Source organism: Streptomyces sp. SID5643, assembly GCF_009872555.1.
GTDB lineage: Bacteria > Actinomycetota > Actinomycetes > Streptomycetales > Streptomycetaceae > Streptomyces > Streptomyces iakyrus.
The window spans coordinates 1-3,422 of sequence record NZ_WWIC01000079.1; the positions used below are offsets into that span (position 1 = coordinate 1).

Below are 3,422 nucleotides of genomic sequence, written 5' to 3' on the forward strand. Positions count from 1 at the left end.
TCCGGGCCGGGTCTGTTCCCGGCGGGACTCCGGCGTGTGTTGGGGGTGGCGGCAGGCCGCTCGTCGCCGGGCGGGACTGCTGCGGCCGGCCGGCCGGCGGCGGACGGCGGAGTTTTCACGCGTCCGGGCCGGGTCTGTTCCCGGCGGGTCCCCGGCGTGCGTCGAGGGCGGCGCCGCAGGCGGTCCGTCGCCGGGCGGAACGGCTGCGGCCGCCGGACGGCGGACCGTGCAGCCTCAGAAACGTGGCGGCTCGCCACCAGAGGGCGGCGGAATCCTCAGGCGTGCCGGAACCGGTCCGTCGCCGCCAGCACGGCCGCCGTCGAGGAGGTGCCCGACAGCCCGTGCCCCTCGCCGCCGATCAGGACGAGTTCCGCATCCGGCCACACCCGGGACAGGTGCCACGCGATGTCCGCAGGCCCGCTGATGTCCATCCGGCCGTGGATCAGCACGCCCGGGATGCCGGCCAGCTTCCCGGCGTCGCGCAGCAGCGCCCCGTCCTCCAGGAAGGCCGCGTGCCGCCAGTAGTGCGTGACGAGCCGCGCGAAGCGCATCCGGAAGCGCGGGTCCTCGTAGCGCGGGTCGGGCCGGTGCCCCGGCAGGGTGGAGACGTGCACGTCCTCCCACCGGCACCACTCCCGCGCGGCCCGCTCCCGTACCGCGGGATCGGGGTCGGCGAGCATCCGGGCGTAGGCGTCCGCCAGGCTCCCCTCGCGCTCGTCCTCCGGCACGGCGTCGCGGAACCGGGCCCACTCCTCGGGGAAGATCCGCCCCATGTCCCGGGTGACCCACTCCACCTCGCGGCGCGTGGTGCTGGTGACGCTGAAGAGGACCAGCTCGGACACGGACCCGGGGTGCCGCTCGGCGTACGCCAGGGCGAGGGTGACCCCCCAGGAGCCGCCGAGGACCAGCCACTTACCGATGCCGAGGTGCTCCCGCAACCGCTCGATGTCCGCGATGAGATGGTGCGTGGTGTTGGCGGCGAGCGAGGTCCCCGGATCGGCCGCGTCGGGCGTGCTCCGCCCGCACCCGCGCTGGTCGAGGAGCACGATGCGGTACGCCGCCGGGTCGAACAGCCGGCGCCAGAAGGGCCCCGCCCCGGACCCCGGCCCGCCGTGCAGCACGAGGGCGGGCTTGCCCGCGGGGTTCCCGCAGGCCTCCCAGTACACGCGGTTGCCGTCACCGACGTCGAGCATGCCGTGCGCGTACGGTTCGATGCCCGGCGGATAGGGCTCGGACTGGGGCATGCGTGACGTCCCCTCCTGGTCTGCCTCGGACGGCTTGCTTCGGACGACTTGCCTCGGACGTGCCCAGATATAACAGCGCTGTTAGATTATCAGGATGAGGAATCAACCGGATCCGGCCGCCGTGGGGACGCTGCTCCGCCACGTCCTGGAGCTGCTCGACGGCGATGTGGCCGCGCTCTACGAGGAGCAGGGCATGGCCGAGTACCGGCCCCGGTTCTCCCCGGTCGTCCGCGCGCTCGTGGCGCAAGGACCGCTCTCCGTGCGCGACCTGGCCGAGGCCATCGGCGTCACGCACTCGGCGGCGAGCCAGACCGCCGCCCAGATGGCCCGCGCGGGCCTGGTCACCCACACCCCCGACCCGCTGGACGCCCGCCGCCGGCTGGTCGGCCTCACGGCCGAGGCCCGGTCGCTGCTGCCGCGGATCGAGGCGGAGTGGGAGGCGACGGCCGCGGCGATGGCGGAGCTGGACACGGAACTGTCCATGCCCCTGGGGGAGTTGCTGGCCGAGGTGGCGCAGGCGGTGGGGCGGCGGCCGTTCCGGGAACGGGTGGCGGCGGCTCGCCGGACCGAGTGACCGGGGCAGGCGCGGCCCGCCCGCTGCGACCGGGAGCCGCCGGCAGGGGCCAGGCGTGATCGTCCTTCGCGAGTACCCACTTTTTTGTGGGGACTTGGCAGTGCGCCGGCGCCGCGCGAACCTGGTGGTGGGCGGCCGGTGAGGCACAGGATCCGGAAGGGACGGAGGTGGCACCCGCCTCAGGAGGCCGGCCGGGCGGCCTCGGCCAGCTGCTCCAGGTGCCGGTGGCCCCAGTCGGACAACGGCGCCAGGGCCTCGGAGAGTTCACGGCCGAACGCGGTCAGGGAGTAGACCGTCTTCGGCGGCAGCACGTCGTACACCTCCCGGTGCACCAGCCCGTCCGCGGCCATCTCGCGCAAGGCCTCGGTCAGCACCTTCTCGGACAGGCCCGGCAGCTTCCGGCGCAGTTCCGCCGGGCGGTGCGGGCCCGACTCCAGCAGCCAGAGCAGGGCCGTCTTCCACTTGCCGTCGACCACCGCGATCGCGGCGGTCACCCCGCACACGTCCGGATCCTGCCGCCGACGCGTCATATCCGCCCCTTTTCCTGTGGATCGTCATGCAGATCAACTGTCCCGCACACCAGAGGAGTTCCCGATGACTTCGTACAGCGCTTCCACCGCCCCGGCGCATTCCGCCCGACGGCCCGCTGGTCACCCGACCCCCACGGTCACCGTCCTCGGTCTCGGCCCGATGGGCCGTGCCCTGGCCGGCGCGCTCGTCGACGCCGGCCTGCGCACCACCGTCTGGAACCGCACCCCGGGCCGGGACCGGGAACTCCTCGACCGCGGTGCGGCGGGCGCGGCCTCCGCGGCGCAAGCGGCGGCGGCGAGCGAGGTGACCGTCGTCTGCGTGGTGAACTACGACGCCGCCGACGCCGTGCTGCGCCAGGACGGGGTCGCGGCGGCCCTCAAGGGCCGTACGGTCGTGAACCTCACCGCCGACACCCCGGCCCGGGCCCGCGGCACCGCCGACTGGGCCGCAGAGCACGGCGTCCGCTACCTCGACGGCGCGATCATGACCCCGACGACCACCATCGGCACGCCCGACGCGGTGTTCCTGTACAGCGGTCCGGAGGACCTCTACGAGGAAGTCGCCGCAGTCCGCCAGGCGCTGGGCGGTTCCCACACCCACCTCGGCGCGGATCCGGGCCGGGCCGCCGCCTACGACATCGCCCTGCTCGACATTTTCTGGACGGCGATGTCGGGCTACGCGCACGCCCTGGCGGTGGCTCGGGCCGAGGGTGTCACCGCGACCGAACTGGCCCCCTTCGCCCAGGGCATCGGCGCCATCCTGCCGCCGGTGTTCGGGGAGACCGCCGCGGACGCCGACGCCGGGACCTACTCCGGCGACGGCAACCCGCTCACCTCCGCCGCGTCGTCCATGGCCCACATCGTCCACGTCTCCGAGTCGCACGGCATCGACGCCGGTGTCATGCGCGCGGCCGAAGGCATGGCCCGCCGCACCATCGGGCTGGGTCACGGGCAGGACGGCTTCCTCCGCATCGCGGAGGTCATCGGACGCCGCTGACCGCTACGCCGGGCTGCCGGTCACGCTGACCGCTACGCCGCGCCGGGCTGCCGGTCATGCTGACCGCTACGCCGGGC

Annotated in this window: 4 protein-coding genes; 2 read left to right on the forward strand and 2 right to left on the reverse strand. The window is 74.3% G+C overall.

Annotation, left to right across the window (positions count from 1 at the left end; all coding sequences use genetic code 11):
* Positions 1-275 precede the first annotated feature (275 nt).
* Positions 276-1,244 (reverse strand): prolyl aminopeptidase, encoded by a 969-nt coding sequence (gene pip / locus GTY56_RS09835; protein ID WP_161364512.1) that lies wholly within the window; start codon positions 1,242-1,244, stop codon positions 276-278.
* A gap of 94 nt (positions 1,245-1,338) precedes the next feature.
* On the opposite strand from pip, the gene GTY56_RS41105 reads away from it, so the two are divergent.
* Positions 1,339-1,818, forward strand: coding sequence for a MarR family winged helix-turn-helix transcriptional regulator (locus tag GTY56_RS41105; protein ID WP_161364513.1), 480 nt, complete (start codon positions 1,339-1,341; stop codon positions 1,816-1,818).
* A 179-nt stretch (positions 1,819-1,997) separates the two neighbouring features.
* On the opposite strand, the gene GTY56_RS09845 is transcribed toward GTY56_RS41105, so the two are convergent.
* The gene (locus GTY56_RS09845) at positions 1,998-2,348 is read right to left on the reverse strand and encodes a winged helix-turn-helix transcriptional regulator (RefSeq protein ID WP_161364515.1); all 351 of its coding nucleotides are present in this window, start codon (positions 2,346-2,348) and stop codon (positions 1,998-2,000) included.
* A gap of 64 nt (positions 2,349-2,412) precedes the next feature.
* Between GTY56_RS09845 and GTY56_RS09850 the strand changes: the two genes are divergently transcribed.
* Positions 2,413-3,345, forward strand: a complete 933-nt coding sequence (locus GTY56_RS09850; RefSeq protein WP_161364517.1) for an NAD(P)-dependent oxidoreductase — start codon at positions 2,413-2,415, stop codon at positions 3,343-3,345.
* Positions 3,346-3,422 lie beyond the last annotated feature (77 nt).

Coding starts and splice junctions, on each gene's coding strand:
- GTY56_RS09850 (WP_161364517.1), top strand. CDS start 2,413: ATGACTTCGTACAGCGCTTCCACCGCCCCGGCGCATTCCGCCCGACGG.
- GTY56_RS41105 (WP_161364513.1), top strand. CDS start 1,339: ATGAGGAATCAACCGGATCCGGCCGCCGTGGGGACGCTGCTCCGCCAC.
- GTY56_RS09845 (WP_161364515.1), bottom strand. CDS start 2,348: ATGACGCGTCGGCGGCAGGATCCGGACGTGTGCGGGGTGACCGCCGCG.
- pip (WP_161364512.1), bottom strand. CDS start 1,244: ATGCCCCAGTCCGAGCCCTATCCGCCGGGCATCGAACCGTACGCGCAC.